Genomic DNA, 14,952 nt, shown 5'->3' on the forward strand with positions numbered 1-14,952 from the left:
AGCATGGCTCCACGAGTACAACCACCACCGGCCCCACTCAGCAATCGGGAAGGCCGCGCCCATCACCAGGTTGACCAACCTGGCTGGGCATCACAGCTAGAGGTAGCGGGTCACGCCCTGCCGAGCCGGTCGAGCGCCTCCCGGAAGTTCGTCGTCACCCAGGCGGCGGCGCGGTCGACCTCGTCGGTGTGGTCAGTGGTATCGCGGGCTACTCCTCCTGCTGCGACGGGAGCATCCCGGCCGCCATCCGCCGGGCCACCTCCCGGCGCATCCACACCAGGATCGCCCAGACGATCACGAACGCGAACGCGACGATCGCCAGGGACGGCAGGAACACGAACGCCGCGACCACCAGCAGGACCTGCAGCGCCAGGGCCGCGTTCAGCCCCCACGGGCGGCGTTGGAGCCCGCTGGTGACGATCATCGCCGCGGCCAGGCCGATGATCACGCCGACGCCGAGCCCGGTGGAGCCGCTGCCGAACTGCGGCAGCACCAGCAGCGCCAGCAGGACCACGATCGCCTCGAGGATCAGGGTCGCCGCGAACACGCCGCGGGCGCCCTTCATCGGGTCGGTGGGCGGCGGCCGCACGCCCTCGGGGACCCCCGGGATGTCGCTCATTCCGGCTCCCTCCCGAACAGGGCGCGTGCCTCGCCGGCCGTCACCACCGACCCGGTGACGACGACGCCGACGCCCGAGCCGCCCGCCTCCTCGGCGAGCTCGCCGGCCTGCTCGATCGCCAGCTGCAGGGAGGGCTCCACGCTGACCCGGTCGGCGCCGAACACCTCCGCGGCGAGCGCACCCAGCTCGTCCGGGTCCATCGCGCGCGGCGAGGAGTTCGCGGTGACCACGACCTCGTGCAGCACCGGTTCGAGGCCGGCGAGGATGCCCCGCGCGTCCTTGCCCTCCAGCACGCCGATCACCCCTACCAGCCGGGTGAACCGGAACTCCGAGGTCAGCGCGGTGGCCAGGGCGGCGGCGCCGGCTGGGTTGTGCGCCGCGTCGAGCAGCACGGTCGGCACGTCCGGCCCGCCCTGCACCGGCTCCAGCCGGCCCGGGGAGCGCACCGACGCGAACGCGGCGCGGACCGCGTCCGGGTCCAGCGGCTGTGCAGTGCCCGCCCCGACGAGCGCCTCGGCGGCGGCGAGCGCGATCGCCGCGTTCGACGCCTGGTGCTCGCCGTGCAGCGGGAGGAACACGTCGTCGTAGCGGCCGGACAGGCCCTGCAGCTCGAGGCGCTGCCCGCCGACGGCGATCTCGCGCTCGCGGACGCCGAACTCGGCACCCTCCCGGGCGACCTGCGCGCCGACCTCGGCGCAGCGCTCGATCAGCACCTCGGCGACCTGCTTGTCCTGCGCCGCGAGCACCGCGACCGAGCCCGGCTTGATGATCCCGGACTTCTCCCGGGCGATCGCGACGACGTCGTCGCCGAGGTACTCGGCGTGGTCGACACCGACCGGCAGGACGACGGCGACGTGCGAGTCGGCGACGTTGGTGGCGTCCCAGCGGCCGCCGAGCCCGACCTCGATCACGGCGGCCTCGACCGGGGCGTCGGAGAACGTCGCGAACGCCATCGCGGTGAGCACCTCGAACTTGCTCAGCTGCGGCCCGTCGCCGCGCTTCGCGTCGAGCAGCTCGACCACCGGCTCCACCTCGCGGTACGCCGCGACGTAGCGCTCCGGGCTGATCGGCCGGTTGTCCAGGTTGATCCGCTCGGTGGCCCGTTGCAGGTGCGGGCTGGTGTAGCGGCCGGTCCGCAGGCCGACCTCGGTGAGCAGCGCGTCGATCATGCGCGACGTCGAGGTCTTGCCGTTCGTGCCGGTCAGGTGCACCACCGGGTAGCCGCGCTGCGGCTCGCCGAGCGCGTCGCACAGCGCCTGCATCCGGTCCAGCGACGGCTCCATGACCGACTCCGGCCAGCGCCGGTCCAGCGCGGCGTCGACCGCGAGGAACTCGGCGAACCCGGTGACGGTGGACTGGGCGGGCACCACGTCCGGGTCCTCGCCGCCGCGGATCCGCTCCAGGACGGCCGCGATCACGGCCTCCTGGGCGTCCTTCTCCGGTGCCTCCGCGGCGTCGGCGCGGGTGGCGGCATCGGCCCGGTCCCCGCCCCCGTCATCTGCCTCGTCATCGGACTCGGATTCGGCGGAAGCCGCGCCGCCGGCGCCGCCGTCACTGCCGGGGCCGTCAGCCCCCTCGGCGCCGTCGGCCGATCCGCCGTCGGGGTCCTCGTCGTCGCGGCCGAAGCCGCCCTCGGCCCAGCGGTCCCCGCCGTAGGTCGGCGAGTCCTCCTCGTCGAACTGGTCGTAGGTGTACCGGTCGTCCCGGGGTGCCACGCCGCTCAGACCTCCGGCAGCGCGGCCAGCCGCGCCGCGATCCGCTCGATGTCCGCCAGCGCCGTCGCGTGCCGCTCGCGGATCCCGTCGACCACCTCGGCCGGGGCCTTCTCGGTGAACTTCGGGTTGTTCAGCTTCTTCTCCGCCTGGTCGCGCTCCTTCTCGGCGACGGCCAGGTCCTTCCCGAGCCGGGACCGCTCTGCGGCGACGTCGATCGCGCCCGAGGTGTCCAGCTCCACGGTGACCGGGCCCCCGGAGGTGGCGACCTCGAACGTCGCGGTCGCGGAGAACTCCGGGCCGGCGGCGTCGAGCCGGTTCAGGAACCGGACCGCCCGCTCGTGCGCGGCCAGCCCCGCGCCGGACAGCCCGACCAGCCGCGCCGCGACCGAACGACGGTCCGGCAGGCCCTGCTCGGTCCGGAAGCGGCGGATCTCGGTGATCACCTTCTGCACGTCGGCGATCCGGGCGTGGGCGGCCCTGTCCACCGGCGCGCCGGTGTCCGCGGCGGTCGGCCAGGCCGCCGTCACGACGGTCTCCCGGCCGGTCAGCGCGGTCCACAACGCCTCGGTGACGAACGGCGCGATCGGGTGCAGCATCCGCAGCAGCGCGTCGAGCACGTGCCGCAGGACGGCCCGGGTGCCGCGCTCGGTCGCCGGGTCGTCGAGCTGGGTCTTGCACAGCTCGACGTACCAGTCGGCCAGCTCGTCCCACGCGAAGTGGTAGAGCCCCTCGGTCGCCTTCGCGAACTGGTAGGCGTCGAGTAGCTCGTCGGTCTGCTCCCGCACCTCGGCGAGCCGGCCGAGGATCCAGCGGTCGGCGTCGGTCCGGTCGGCCTCCGCGGGCAGGTCCGCGGCGTCGGCGGCCGTGACCCCCTTCGCGAGCGCGAACCGGGTGATGTTCCACAGCTTCGTGGTGAAGTTCCGGGACCCGGCGACCCACTCCTCCGACAGCGACATGTCGGTACCCGGGTTGGAGCCGCGGGCGATGGTGAAGCGCAGCGCGTCGGCGCCGTAGCCGTCGATCAGCGCGAGCGGGTCGATGACGTTGCCCTTGGACTTCGACATCTTCTTGCCGTGCTCGTCGCGGATCAGCCCGTGCAGGTAGACGTCCCGGAACGGGGTCTCCCCCATCGCGTACGTCCCGAACATCATCATCCGGACGACCCAGAAGAACAGGATGTCGTAGCCGGTGACCAGCACCGAGTTCGGGTAGTACGCGGCCAGGTCGGGCGTCTCGTCCGGCCAGCCGAGCGTCGAGAACGGCCACAGCCCGGACGAGAACCAGGTGTCCAGGACGTCGGAGTCCTGCCGCCAGCCCTCGCCGGACGGCGGCTGATCGTCCGGCCCGACGCACACGACCTCGCCGGCCGGGCCGTACCAGACCGGGATCCGGTGCCCCCACCACAGCTGACGGCTGATCGTCCAGTCGTGCATGTTGTCGACCCAGTCGAAGAAGCGGCGCTCCTGCTCCTTCGGGTGCAGCGTGGTCGCCCCGGAGCGGACGGCGTCGCCCGCGGCGCGGGCCAGTGGCTCGACCTTCACGAACCACTGCAGGCTCAGCCGCGGCTCGATCGGCACGCCGGTGCGCGAGCAGTGCCCGACCGAGTGCAGGTAGGGGCGCTTCTCGGCGACGATGCGCCCCTGCGCGCGCAGCTCCTCGCGGATCGCGGCGCGCGCCTCGAACCGGTCCATCCCGTCGAACCGGGTGCCGGTCCCGGCGATCGTGCCGGTCTCGTCCATGATCGTCGGCATCGGCAGGTCGTGCCGGCGGCCGACCTCGAAGTCGTTCGGGTCGTGCGCCGGGGTGATCTTGACGGCGCCGGAGCCGAACTCGGGATCGACGTAGTCGTCGGCGACCACCGGGATCCGCCGGCCGGTGATCGGCATCTCGATCTCGGTGCCGACCAGGTGCCGGTAGCGCTCGTCGCCGGGGTGCACGGCGACCGCGGTGTCGCCCAGCATCGTCTCGATCCGGGTGGTCGCGACGACGACCGAGGTGTCGCCGTCGCCGTAGCGCATCGAGACCAGCTCGCCCTCGACCTCGGCGTGGTCGACCTCGATGTCGGAGATCGCCGAGCGCAGCGCCGGGGACCAGTTGACCAGTCGCTCCGCCCGGTAGATCAGGCCGTCGTCGAACATCTGCTTGAACACGGTGGCGACCGCGCGGGACAGACCCTCGTCGAGCGTGAAGCGCTCGCGGGACCAGTCGACGCCGTCGCCCAGGCGCTCCATCTGGCCCAGGATCGAGCCGCCGGACTCGGCCTTCCACTCCCAGACCTTCTCGACGAACGCCTCCCGGCCGATCGCGTGCCGGTCCGGCTCGCCCGCGGCGGCCATCCGCCGCTCGACGACCGACTGGGTCGCGATGCCCGCGTGGTCCATGCCGGGCAGCCAGAGCGCGTCGTAGCCCTGCATCCGGCGGCGCCGGGTGAGCACGTCGATCAGCGTGTGGTCCATCGCGTGGCCCAGGTGCAGGCTGCCGGTGACGTTCGGCGGCGGGATGACGATGCTGAACGCCGGCTTGCCCGACGCCGGGTCGGCCCGGAAGTACCCGCGGTCGACCCAGCGGCGGTACATGTCGCCCTCTACCTCGCCGGGGGTCCACTTGGCGGGCAGTTCGGCAGTACGCGCTGGCAGGGTCTCGGTCACATGTCAAGTCTACGAGTCGGCACCGACAGGATTCCGGCCCGGGTTCGGCGGTTCAGGTCGGGAAGTGCGCCTTCGGGATGACGCCGTGGATGCCGACGGTGCGGTCGACCACCTGGGACACGGAGAAGTCCGCGGCCGCCGACAGGTAGGCGTAGGCGGTCGCTCGGTCCACCCCCCGGTCGGCCTCCAGAAAGTCCAGTGCGTTCACCACGGCCCGGCGCATCGCCACGCCCAGGTCGGTCTCCTGGCCGCCGATCACCCCGTCCGGGTCGGACAGCCCGATCGGCACCCAGGCGTCGGGCGTCTCGCCGAACGGGTAGCCGAACGCGGGCGACGGCGCGGTCCCCTCCCCCGGCCGGCACACGGTCAGCCGGAAGGTGGCGCGCAACGAGCCCTCCAGCGCGGTCAGCGCCACCTCGCCGTCGCCCATCGCCAGGTGCGGGTCGCCCACGTAGAACAGCGCACCCTCGGACCGGACCGGCAGGTAGAACGCCGAGTCCGGGCCGAGCAGCCGGATGTCGATGTTGCCACCGCCCAGCGTCGGCGGGATCGAGTTGAGCTCCGGAGCGTTCTCGCTGCCCGCGGCCGCGTGCGCGACGCCCATCGTGCCCATGAACGGGCGCAGCCCGAACGCCACCTCCTGCCCGTCGCCGTAGGGCAGGACGCCCTGCGGCAGGCCGTCGGCGCCCGGCCGGACGGCGGTGAACAGCGAGACGTTCCCCTGCTGCTGCGGGTCGCCGGTGGGCCTGCCGTCGGTGCCGACCGGCGGCATGATCTCGTCGACCGTGATGCCGTCCGGGGCGCCGCCGTCGCGGGTGCGGGCCAGCGCCCCCTTGCCGTGCCGGCTGGAGATCACGCCGTAGGGCACCCGCGGTACCGCGGACAGCGTTTCGATCTTCAGCACATCGCCCGGCCGGGCACCCTCGACGAAGATCGGCCCGGTGATGACGTGCGGCCCGTCGGCGTCGAAGTCGCGCGGGGTGCGGCGGTAGTCCCGGGCGATCGCGACCGCGTCGGTCAGCACCCCGTCGGCCGCGACGCCGTGCCGGGCGAACCAGGCGACCGGGTCGCGCCCCTGGTCCTCCAGGATCCCCTCGTGCGAGACCGTGTCGACGGTGACCGTCTGGCCCGAGCGGACGGTCAGCACCGGCTCGGCGCCGATCGCGGGCACGTAGCCCCAGCGGACGGCGTCCGGCTCGGAACCCAGGTAGTGGTCGCCGGGGATGTCGCCGTGGCCCGGCTGCAGCGGACCGTCCGGCAGCACCCCGTGCGCCGCCGCGGGAAGCACCGCCCCGGCGCCCGAGCAGCCGAGCAGCCCCCCGGTGGCGGTGACGGCGGCGGCCGCCCGGAACAGGTCACGACGGCCGAGGGCGGAGAACAGGGAGCGGGGGTCCGACATGCCCCGAACCCTCACCCGTTCCCGTTACGTCCGGATCACCGCCGGAGCACGCCGCGTTACGACGCTAGGCCGGCAGGAGGACCGCCCAGGCCCGCGGCCACCCGGTCGAGCGCGCCGCGGAGCCGTCCCGGAACGACTCCGGATCGACCGTCCGCACCTGCCCGGAGGACGGCTCGTAGGTCCGCCACCGGCCGTCCGCACCGGCACCGACCACCAGCACCCAGTGCCGCGGCAGCCACCGGGAGCCGACCAGCACCGGCACCGGGGGACCGGCGGCGGCGACCCGGCCCAGCACCGCCCGGGTGGCCGGGCGGACCCGGAACCGACCCGCGGCCGGGGCGTGCCGGTGCAGCCACGCCCGCATGCCCCAGGGCGTGGTGCCCAGCGCCCGCGGCCACAGCCGGTTGGCCTGCCGGTGCGCCAGCCGCTGGGCAGCCCCGAACCGGGCGGCGACCGCACCGGGCCAGCCGGCGCCGGTCAGCGCGGCCGTCACCACCAGCACCGACGGACCGCAGGACACGCCGTCCACCTGCCGCCCCAGCACCATCCCCGCCCGCAGGGCCGGCGCGCCGTCCCGGGTGCTCATCGCCGCGCCGCGCCCGGCAGCGGCTCGTCGGCCGGGCGCCCGGCCACCCGCATCAGGGCCCGGCGGAGCACCTCGGCCTCACCGCCCTCGAGCCGCGCGACGAAGTGGGTGCGGATGCTGTCCAGGTACACCGGCGCCGTCGCGCGCAGGGCCGAGCGGCCCGCCTCGGTGATCACCGCCCAGCTCACCCGCCCGTCGTCGGGATCCGGCCTGCGCCGGACCAGGCCCGCCCGGACCATCTCCTCGACCAGCCGGCTCACCCGGGTCCGGCTGAGCACCACCCGCTCGGACAGGTCCTGCATCCGCAGTCCGCCGTCGGAGTGGCGCAGCTCCAGCAGCACGTCGTACCAGCTGAGCGACACCTGCCCGTGCCGCTGCACGTCGCGCTCGATCGCCCGCACCGCGGCGCTGTGCGCCAGCAGCACCGCCCGCCACGCCGCGATTCCCACCTCCTCGGCCATGCCCGCGAGACTAGCCCCTTGCGTGCGTGCGCACGCGTCCATAGAGTGCGTGCGGCCGCACATACAACCGGGGAGGGGAAGAGATGATCCGTCTGGTCCGTCGGGACGAGGTCAGGAGCAGGATCGACGCGGGACGGGCGATCCTGGTGGAGGCACTCCCCCCGGAGTACTTCCGGAAAGCGCACCTGCCGGGGGCGCTGAACCTGCCGATGGACGAGGTCGAGACCCTCGCACCGCGGCTCCTGCCGAACAGGGCCGCCGAGATCGTCGTCTACTGCGCGAACTCCGGCTGCCGCAACTCCGCGACGGTCGCGCGCCGGCTCAGCGGCATGGGCTACACCAACATCCTCGACTACGACGAGGGCAAGGACGACTGGATGGACGCGGGACTGCCGACCGAGTCCGGGGACTAGCCGGCCGAGGTGCAGGGAGTGCGGCCACGCGATGCCGCCACCGCCCACACCACAGCCCGGCCCGGCTGCGCGTCGCGGGCCCGGTACCGCGCACTGCACACGTCCGGCACCGCGCGGCGCCACCCGACAGGCCCGGCGCCGCGCCACGCGACCCCCACGGGTCCGCACCGTGGAACGCCACCTGCACACGTCCGGCAGCGCGCTACGCCATCCCGGCGGCTCCGCACCGCGCGACGCCACCTGCACAGGCCCGGCACCGGGCTACGGCGCCACCCCGGCCCGGCCCGTGCGGACGACGCCACGGACCCGGCCGGCGCGATCGCGCCAGCACCTCCGAGCAGCCCACGCGGCGGTGCCGCAGCCGGGCCCCCCGGGCGCACCCGCCCACCGGACGACCGCTCCGCCGCAACGGGCCCGCCGCGACCCGGGCCCGCTCCGGCGGAGCGGGCCCACCCAATCCCATCCATCCCCATCATCTCATCTGCCGCATCAGCCCTATCAGGCTTATCAGTCCCATCCGCCGCATCCGCCCCATCCGGACCGCCGTACCGGCCCCGGACCGGCCACCCCGACACACCCGACCCCCGCCCGGCGCACCGGAATCGCGGGCCACACGATCCGATCCACGAATTTCACAGCACGGTTTCACAAGTTCCCGGATATCCGTTCCGGCATTCGGGCGTCCGGTATACCTCCGTTCCGTTGCCGATGACATGACCACTGAATTGATCACTTGCCTGCTCACGCACCCTATGGCACGCTCAACCGTGCGGACTCCGGTCCGTTCGGGGGGAGGGAATGCACCACGGGCGGTCGGCAACCATTCAGCCGGCGCCCATTCACCGGTCGGATTCGCGACGAGCCACACAGCGCTCGATGACGCACGGCGCTCGATGACGCACGGCGTTCGACGACTCGGCGCACGACAACTCGGCGCACGATGATTCAGCGCACGATGATTCAGCGCTTGACGACTCGAAGTGCTCGGCGACTCAGTGCCTCGACGGTTCACTGCCCGACGGGACACCGATCTCGACGGGGCAGCACGCGACGACTCCCGACCGACGGCACGCCGGACTCACCGACCGGCCGGCCACCTGTCCGGCACGACGCGTCCCGTCGACGCCCTCACCCCCTTCTCCACCGCACACCGAACGGCCCGTGTCCGGACCCAGGCCGCGAACCGGTGCGCCCGGTCACCGACATCGACGGAGCAGCCATGCACGCGAACATGACGTCGCCTCCCGATCCGCTGCGGATCACCGCACCGGACGCACCTCCGGTCGACCTGACCCAGCACGAGATCGCCGCCCTGCGCACCCGGTTCAACCTGGCCGATGCGCACACCCACCAGTACCAGTCCACGTCCCAGGAGCTCATCGTCTCCGATCTCCCGCAGATCTGGTACGAGGCCGAGTCGGCCTTCCAGGCCACCTGCGAGAGCGACTTCACCGACGCCTTCTTCCGGCTGCACGGCCAGCACACCGCGCGGGAGATGCACAGGTCGATGCTGTCCTACGCGGCGTCGGTCGGCACCATGGTCGTCGGTTCCTACCTGCGCAGGCACCGGCTCACCGCGACCTTGATCGAACCGTGCTTCGACAACCTGCACGACGTGCTGGCCGGCCAGGGCGTGCCGCTGCGGCCGCTCGCGGAGTCCGCGCTGCACGACGCCGACCACATCTACGACTCGCTGCGCTGCCAGGTGCACACCGACGCGCTCTTCCTGGTCGACCCGAACAATCCCACCGGCTCCAGCCTGCTCGCCCACGGCACGCGCGGGTTCGAGGAGGTCATCCGGTTCTGCCGGGACCACGACACGCTGCTCGTGCTGGACTTCTGCTTCGCCGCGTTCACGCTGTTCGATCCCATTCTGCACCGGTTCGACGTCTACGAGATGCTGGAACGCTCCGGTATCCGCTACATCGCCATCGAGGACACCGGGAAGATCTGGCCCGCGCAGGACGTGAAAGCGGCGCTGATCACCGCGAGCCGCGACATCCAGGCCGAGCTGCACGCCATGAACACGAGCGTCCTGCTGAATGTCTCTCCATTTGCCCTGCGGATACTCACCCGTTACATCGAGGACGCCACGGCGGAACGGCTGCATTCGGTGCGCCACGTCGTGGGCACGAACCGGGACGAGGCCCGCAAGGCGCTCGACGGCTCGTTCCTCGAACCGTCCGAACCGGTCGCCGACATCAGCGTCGCCTGGACCAGCGTCCGGCATCCGGCGCTGACCGCGAGCGAGCTGCAACGGCGTCTCGCCCGCGGGGGCGTGCACGTCCTGCCCGGGCGGCACTTCCACTGGAGCGATCCGGGCCACGGCGAGTCGCACATCCGGATCGCACTCGCCAGGGACCCCCGGACGTTCGCCGCCGCGATGACCCGGCTGCGCGACCTCATCGACGGGGACGACCTGCGGCCGTGACGACTCCCGACTACGTCGACGCCGCCCTGTTCCTCGGGATGCACAGCACCGACGAACGGCTCCGCGTCGCCTGCAAGTCGTTCTTCACCGCGAGGGTGGACGACCGGCTGATCATGAGCATGGAGCAGATCGGCCGCTGCGACGACACGATCTGGCGGCTCGACCGTGACCTGCAGGACGCCTACTACCCGTTCATGGACACCCTGCACACCGTGGTCGACATCCACCGGCCCGCCTACGACGAGGCCGACGTGCAGCGCGGCCTGTCCAATCCGCTGTGCCGGCGGTTCCCGACCCACGAGCGGCTGCTGCTCGGGATGGTCATGCGCCGGGAGGGCCGGTTGACCTCGGCGAGCCCCCGGCTGGTGCGGCGCCGCCCGGCCTGCCTGCCGGTGCACCCGCCGGAGCCGGTGACCGGCCCGGAACCGTGCTTCCCGGAACCGATCGAGCAGCTCTACCAGAAGTCCCTCGCCGTCCGCCTGCCCCGGGAGGTCCTGTGAGCTGCCTCCGTCCGGAATGCTGGCTGACCGGCACCGTCGCCGCGCTCGTCACCCCGTTCACCGAGCGCGGTGCCGTCTGCGGCGACTCCGTCGCCCGGCTGCTGGCGACCGTCCGGCCGCACGTCAACGCCGTCCTGCCCACCCTCAGCACCGGCGAGGGTGCGCTGCTGGAGCGGCGGCAGTGGCGGGACATGGTGGCCGCCACGGTCCGCTACGCCGGGGACCTCCCGGTGGTCGCGGGCGTGCTCGCGACCAGCACCGACGAGGCGCTGAGCCGGGTCCGCGCCGCCCGCCGGGCCGGGGCCAGGGCGGTCGCGGTCGCCGCGCCGATCGGGGCCCGGCTCACCCCGCAGGCCACGTACCTGCACTTCGCGCAGCTCGCCAGTGCGCAGATGCCGGTCGTGGTCTACCTCGATCAGGGGGCCACCCCCGCCACGCCTGACCTGGAGTGCCTGCGGCGGATCGCCCGGATCCCGACCGTCGTCGGGATCAAGGACTCCACCGGCGATCCCGAGTTCACCCGTCGGCTGGTCGGCTCCCGCCCCGGGGTGCCGGTGCTCCAGGGCATGGAACACCTGGTCGGCGAGGACACCGGCGTGGACGGCTACGTGCTCTCGCTGGCCGGCGTCGAACCCGAGCTGTCCGCGGCACTGGCCAGGGACCCGGCCTCGCCGCCGCTCACCGAGCGGCTGCGGGCGGCACGCGAGCGGTACGGGCTCGACGGCCCCGACTTCGTCCGTCATCTCAAGATCGAGCTCCACCGGCGGGGAGTGCTCTCCTCCCCCGGCGGGGCCCCCATCCCGACCCGGGCGGAGGAGAAACGTCCATGAGTGCACTGTCCGAACCGGCGGCCGCCACCGCCGCCCCGCCGCAACGCCCGCAGGAGCAGCTGTTCCGGCTGAACCGCTCGCTCCCGACGGCGGCGAACTGCGCGGCCGTCGAACGTCTCGAACAGCGGTGGATCGTCGCGCACGTCGAGCGGCTGACCAGGGCCACCAGCCCGGTCCGGTCCCGGCGCGATTGGATCGACCTGCTGCACGGCCTGCTCGACGAGGAGCGCTCGGGCAGCGACGCCGGCCGGTACCTCGCCGAGCAGGCGACCCGGGCGCAGTTCACGCACGTCGTGCGCGAGTTCGCGCTGGACGGGCTGACCGAGGCGCAGAACTTCTTCCCGGCCGTCCCGCGGCTGCCGATCCGGGCCCAGATGGCCCTCATGCGGGTGCTGATCGACGAGTTCGGCTGCGGCAACATCACGCAGGCCCACTCGATGCTCTACGCCGACCTGCTCGCCGAGCTCGGGCTCCCCACCGAGCCGGAGCACTACCTGGCGGGCACCGCCGACGAGACCTACCGGTTCCTGAACGCCTTCTACTGGCTCAGCCAGCGGGCCCCCCGGATCGAGTACTTCCTCGGCGCGCTGGCCTACCTGGAGTCGAGCATCCCGAACGCCTTCCGGGTCCAGGCCAGGGCGTGCGCGCGGCTGCGCATCGCCGGCGGCCGCTACTACACCGAGCACCTGCACATCGACACCTTCCACACCGAGGAGCTGCAGGTCGCGATCCGCGAGGTCGAGAAGGCCGGTGGGCTCGACGCCACCCGGCTGTGGGTGGGCGCCCGGCTGCTCTCCGGGCTGCTCGACGACGCGTTCGAGGCCGCCGTCGACCGGGCCCGGACGCTGTCGTGATCCCGGAACCCTCGATCGAGGAGCTGCCCGGCGACCGGCTGCGGATCCGGGTGGACGGCCGGGAGATCATCGTCGACGCGCTGTGCCCGCACCGGCTCGGCCGGCTCTCGCACGGCCATCTCGACGCCCGGAACATGCAACTGACCTGCCCGCTGCACCGCACGACGTTCGACCTCACCACCGGCCGCCCGGTGACCGGGCCGGCGACCAGGCCGCTGACCATCCACCGGGGCGGGGTGCCCGGCCGGGAGTACCGGCCCGAACAGGTGTGGCTGCCCGCGTCGGAACGCCTGCTGGAGTGGGACGCCGGCTTCCACGAGCTGCTGCTCGGCGACGTCCTGCGGATGACCGCGTTCCGGGCCGCCGTCCTGGACACCGTCCGGCCCGGTGACACCGTGCTCGACCTGGGCACCGGGACCGGGGTCCTGGCCCGCTGGGCGCTGGAGGCGGGCGCCGCCAGCGTGCACGGCCTGGAACGCGACGAGCGCGTGCTGGCCGAGGCGACCCGGCGGCTCGCCGCCGCCGGGTTCGGCGCCGACCGCTTCGTGCCGGTGCCCGGGACCTCGTTCGACGTCGAGCTGCCCCGGCGGGTCGATGTCGTCGTCTCGGAGATCCTCGGGAACCTCACCGACAACGAGAACTGCGTCGCGATCCTCGCCGACGCCCGGCGCCGGTTCCTCACGCCCGGCGGCCGGATGATGCCGATCCGCTCGGGCACCCACCTGGTGCCGGTGGACGCCGGGTACGCGCACCACCAGGTCGGCCGCGGGGCGCCGGCCGACGCGATCTCCCGGAGCCGGTTCGCCGAGATCCTCGCCGGCACCGGCGCGCTCGGCCCGTTCGACCTCTACTACGACGCGATCGTGCCGTGGAGCTGCCATCTCGCCGTCCCGCAGACGGCCCGCGAGCACGACCTGGAGAACGCGGCCACGGCGGCCGAGTACTCGGTGGCGCTCTGCTTCCGGGCGACCCGGGACGGCACGCTGACCGGGTTCAAGGGCTGGTTCGCCGCCCAGCTGTCCCCCGCCGTCGGGCTGGACATCTCCGGTGACGACATCGCCCGGCGCACCACCTCGGACAGCTGGAAACACTGCTTCCTGCCGATCGCCGATCCGGTGCCGGTGCGGGCCGGCGACCGGATCTCGCTCCGGTTCGGTCGCACCGCGCTGACCGGCCGCGACGGCACCGGGCAGAGCTACAGCTGGCAGGGCACGGTCGCCTCGCGCGGCCGGACCGTCGCGACGTTCGCGCACGGCACCCGTCCCGTCCACCGGGCAGCGGGGCGCCGGTGACCGGATCGGTACCCGCTCCCCCGCCCGGCGATCCCCGGCTGCCCGCCCGGCCCGGCACGATCGTGGTCTACGCCGACCTGAACTGCTCGTTCGCGCACGTCGCGGTGCACCGGCTGCACACCACCCGGACCCGGCTCCGGCTGGACGGCGTGGTCCGGTTCGACATCCGGGCGTTCCCGCTGGAGCTGTTCAACCGGGAGGTCAACCCGCGCCCCGGGGTGGACTCGGAGATCTCGGTGCTCGGCGCCGTCGAACCCGGCGCCGGCTGGCAGCTCTGGCAGGGCCCGGACTGGACCTACCCGGTGACCACCCTGCTGCCGCTGGAGGCGGTGCACGCGGCCAAGGCCCAGGGCTGGGCGGCCAGCGAGCAGCTCGACCGGGCGCTGCGCCGGGCGTTCTGGCGCTACGGCCGGTGCATCTCGATGCGGCACGTGGTGCTCGACGTCGCCGCGGAGACCGGCGCGGTCGACGTGCCCGCGCTGGCGCTGGCGCTCGACACCGGCACGGCGCGGGCCGCGGTGACGGACCAGTTCGACACCGCCCGCGACGGCCGGGTGCTGTGCAGCCCGCACCTGTTCCTGCACGACGGGACCAACAGCGCCAATCCCGGCATCGACGTGCACTGGTGCAACGGCGGCTTCGGCCGCGGCCACCCGGTGATCGACGCCGACCGCCCGGCCGTCTACGAGCAGCTGGTCAGCCGGGCGGCCGGACCGGCGGGGTTAACCTCACGCTATGAGTGACAGCACGCTGACCCCCGAGATCGTCGAGTTCCTCAACGCGGGCACCCGGACCGGCATGCTCGGCTGGACCGCACGGGACGGCAGGCCGCTCGTCGCCCCGGTCTGGTTCCTCGTCGAGGACGGCCGGATCGTGTTCAACACCGGCGCCGGCACCGCGAAGGGCCGGGCGATCGCCCGAGATCCCCGGGTGGTGCTCAGCGCGGACCTCTCCGCCCCGCCGTACGCGTTCGTGCAGGTCCAGGGCGTCGCCGAGACCAGCGACGATCCCGCCGAGCTGCTGCGCACCGCGACCGCGCTCGGCGGCCGGTACATGGGCGCGGACCGCGCCGAGGAGTTCGGCAGGCGCAACGGGGTGCCCGGCGAGCTGGTCGTCCGGATCCGGCCGACGAAGGTCATCGCCTCGCTCGACGCGACCGCCTGACCGGAACCGTACGTCCCTTCGGTGGGAGGACCGCCGCCGA

General features: G+C 73.3%; 15 protein-coding genes. 9 read left to right on the forward strand and 6 right to left on the reverse strand.

What is annotated here, in order from left to right:
• Positions 1–100 (forward strand): integrase core domain-containing protein (locus ABZ881_RS11955; protein WP_358484387.1); only part of this gene is annotated, 100 nt, incomplete at its 5' end.
• Positions 101–208: 108 nt separating this feature from the next.
• Here the strand turns inward: ABZ881_RS11955 and ABZ881_RS11960 are convergent.
• The 6 genes from ABZ881_RS11960 to ABZ881_RS11985 all read right to left on the reverse strand — a co-directional run bounded on the left by ABZ881_RS11960 (position 209) and on the right by ABZ881_RS11985 (position 7,428).
• Positions 209–619: a DUF4233 domain-containing protein gene (locus ABZ881_RS11960; RefSeq protein ID WP_358483975.1), complete on the reverse strand. Its 411-nt coding sequence runs from the start codon at positions 617–619 to the stop codon at positions 209–211.
• Positions 616–2,334, reverse strand: a complete 1,719-nt coding sequence (locus ABZ881_RS11965; RefSeq protein WP_358483976.1) for a folylpolyglutamate synthase/dihydrofolate synthase family protein — start codon at positions 2,332–2,334, stop codon at positions 616–618. The genes ABZ881_RS11960 and ABZ881_RS11965 overlap by 4 nt, the downstream gene beginning before the upstream one ends.
• Before the next feature lie 5 nt (positions 2,335–2,339).
• Entirely contained in the window at positions 2,340–4,982 is a 2,643-nt protein-coding gene (locus tag ABZ881_RS11970; RefSeq protein ID WP_358483978.1) for a valine--tRNA ligase, read from the reverse strand.
• A 52-nt stretch (positions 4,983–5,034) separates the two neighbouring features.
• A complete protein-coding gene (locus ABZ881_RS11975; protein WP_358483979.1) occupies positions 5,035–6,381 on the reverse strand; it encodes an acetamidase/formamidase family protein in 1,347 nt (448 codons plus the stop codon).
• A gap of 64 nt (positions 6,382–6,445) precedes the next feature.
• Positions 6,446–6,967: a hypothetical protein gene (locus ABZ881_RS11980; protein WP_358483980.1), complete on the reverse strand. Its 522-nt coding sequence runs from the start codon at positions 6,965–6,967 to the stop codon at positions 6,446–6,448.
• A complete protein-coding gene (locus ABZ881_RS11985) occupies positions 6,964–7,428 on the reverse strand; it encodes a MarR family transcriptional regulator (protein WP_358483981.1) in 465 nt (154 codons plus the stop codon). Before ABZ881_RS11985 ends, ABZ881_RS11980 begins: the two co-directional genes overlap by 4 nt.
• Before the next feature lie 83 nt (positions 7,429–7,511).
• Between ABZ881_RS11985 and ABZ881_RS11990 the strand changes: the two genes are divergently transcribed.
• From ABZ881_RS11990 to ABZ881_RS12025, 8 genes are all read left to right on the forward strand, one after another.
• Positions 7,512–7,841, forward strand: coding sequence for a rhodanese-like domain-containing protein (locus ABZ881_RS11990; RefSeq protein ID WP_358483982.1), 330 nt, complete (start codon positions 7,512–7,514; stop codon positions 7,839–7,841).
• A 1,219-nt stretch (positions 7,842–9,060) separates the two neighbouring features.
• A complete protein-coding gene (locus tag ABZ881_RS11995) occupies positions 9,061–10,272 on the forward strand; it encodes an aminotransferase class I/II-fold pyridoxal phosphate-dependent enzyme (RefSeq protein WP_358483983.1) in 1,212 nt (403 codons plus the stop codon).
• Positions 10,269–10,772, forward strand: coding sequence for a DUF6190 family protein (locus ABZ881_RS12000; protein ID WP_358483984.1), 504 nt, complete (start codon positions 10,269–10,271; stop codon positions 10,770–10,772). The genes ABZ881_RS11995 and ABZ881_RS12000 overlap by 4 nt, the downstream gene beginning before the upstream one ends.
• On the forward strand, positions 10,769–11,602 hold the full coding sequence (locus ABZ881_RS12005) for a dihydrodipicolinate synthase family protein (protein WP_358483985.1): 834 nt from the start codon (positions 10,769–10,771) through the stop codon (positions 11,600–11,602). The genes ABZ881_RS12000 and ABZ881_RS12005 overlap by 4 nt, the downstream gene beginning before the upstream one ends.
• Positions 11,599–12,456, forward strand: a complete 858-nt coding sequence (locus ABZ881_RS12010) for an iron-containing redox enzyme family protein (RefSeq protein WP_358483986.1) — start codon at positions 11,599–11,601, stop codon at positions 12,454–12,456. Before ABZ881_RS12005 ends, ABZ881_RS12010 begins: the two co-directional genes overlap by 4 nt.
• Complete coding sequence (locus tag ABZ881_RS12015; protein WP_358483987.1) at positions 12,453–13,748, forward strand: methyltransferase domain-containing protein; 1,296 nt, start codon at positions 12,453–12,455, stop codon at positions 13,746–13,748. Before ABZ881_RS12010 ends, ABZ881_RS12015 begins: the two co-directional genes overlap by 4 nt.
• Positions 13,745–14,491: a DsbA family protein gene (locus ABZ881_RS12020; protein WP_358483988.1), complete on the forward strand. Its 747-nt coding sequence runs from the start codon at positions 13,745–13,747 to the stop codon at positions 14,489–14,491. Before ABZ881_RS12015 ends, ABZ881_RS12020 begins: the two co-directional genes overlap by 4 nt.
• Positions 14,484–14,912, forward strand: coding sequence for a PPOX class F420-dependent oxidoreductase (locus ABZ881_RS12025; RefSeq protein WP_344020587.1), 429 nt, complete (start codon positions 14,484–14,486; stop codon positions 14,910–14,912). The genes ABZ881_RS12020 and ABZ881_RS12025 overlap by 8 nt, the downstream gene beginning before the upstream one ends.
• The last annotated feature ends 40 nt before the right edge of the window (positions 14,913–14,952 follow it).

It is taken from the genome of Pseudonocardia sp. NPDC046786, assembly GCF_040645415.1.
Lineage (GTDB): Bacteria > Actinomycetota > Actinomycetes > Mycobacteriales > Pseudonocardiaceae > Pseudonocardia > Pseudonocardia kongjuensis.

Bases quoted from the DNA above. Each gene is read 5' to 3' on its own strand.
- ABZ881_RS11990 (WP_358483982.1), top strand. From the start codon at position 7,512: ATGATCCGTCTGGTCCGTCGGGACGAGGTCAGGAGCAGGATCGACGCG.
- ABZ881_RS12010 (WP_358483986.1), top strand. From the start codon at position 11,599: ATGAGTGCACTGTCCGAACCGGCGGCCGCCACCGCCGCCCCGCCGCAA.
- ABZ881_RS11995 (WP_358483983.1), top strand. From the start codon at position 9,061: ATGCACGCGAACATGACGTCGCCTCCCGATCCGCTGCGGATCACCGCA.
- ABZ881_RS11960 (WP_358483975.1), bottom strand. From the start codon at position 619: ATGAGCGACATCCCGGGGGTCCCCGAGGGCGTGCGGCCGCCGCCCACC.
- ABZ881_RS11975 (WP_358483979.1), bottom strand. From the start codon at position 6,381: ATGTCGGACCCCCGCTCCCTGTTCTCCGCCCTCGGCCGTCGTGACCTG.
- ABZ881_RS12025 (WP_344020587.1), top strand. From the start codon at position 14,484: ATGAGTGACAGCACGCTGACCCCCGAGATCGTCGAGTTCCTCAACGCG.
- ABZ881_RS11980 (WP_358483980.1), bottom strand. From the start codon at position 6,967: ATGAGCACCCGGGACGGCGCGCCGGCCCTGCGGGCGGGGATGGTGCTG.
- ABZ881_RS11985 (WP_358483981.1), bottom strand. From the start codon at position 7,428: ATGGCCGAGGAGGTGGGAATCGCGGCGTGGCGGGCGGTGCTGCTGGCG.